This is a genomic window from Parvimonas sp. D9 (assembly GCF_035282565.1).
GTDB lineage: Bacteria > Bacillota > Clostridia > Tissierellales > Peptoniphilaceae > Parvimonas > Parvimonas micra.
In genome coordinates this window covers 1-435 of the sequence record NZ_JAYKBM010000062.1, presented here as the reverse complement: position 1 = coordinate 435, position 435 = coordinate 1, and the positions used below count along the sequence as shown (strand labels likewise).

Below are 435 nucleotides of genomic sequence, written 5' to 3'. Positions count from 1 at the left end.
TGCACGGTACACAGGGTGAGGAGTCCTTAGACATGTTACAGATGGTCCAAGACTGGTATGACCAGGGCTACAACGTCACCATCAACGGTGATCGTGGAACAATCGTGATCACGGACAGCAATGGCGAACTGATGGCATGCTATCCATTCGAACAGGAGGTCTTCTAATGACCAAGCGTAAGGTGGATCAGGTCCTTCTGACCTATGCAGTCATCGTCTACTATGACTCGGACTATCACGAGTACACAGCAGAGTTCCGTGACGCACCCAAGGACAGACGTGAAGCCACAGCGTACCACACGGACGACAAAAGGGACGCGCTAGAGACTGCCATGATTATGGCCAGACAAGGGTGGGGATGACCTGCCCTTTTCTTTTGCCTAGAGTTGGCCCGTGCCGCCAGGTAGAGCCTGTAGACAGGGCCTTTGTTTGCCCG

1 protein-coding gene is annotated in these 435 nt (G+C 53.6%); it reads left to right on the top strand.

Annotation, left to right across the window (positions count from 1 at the left end; genetic code table 11):
• Positions 1 to 166: 166 nt before the first annotated feature.
• Positions 167 to 361, top strand: a complete 195-nt coding sequence (locus tag VJI94_RS08025; RefSeq protein WP_324000493.1) for a hypothetical protein — start codon at positions 167 to 169, stop codon at positions 359 to 361.
• Positions 362 to 435 lie beyond the last annotated feature (74 nt).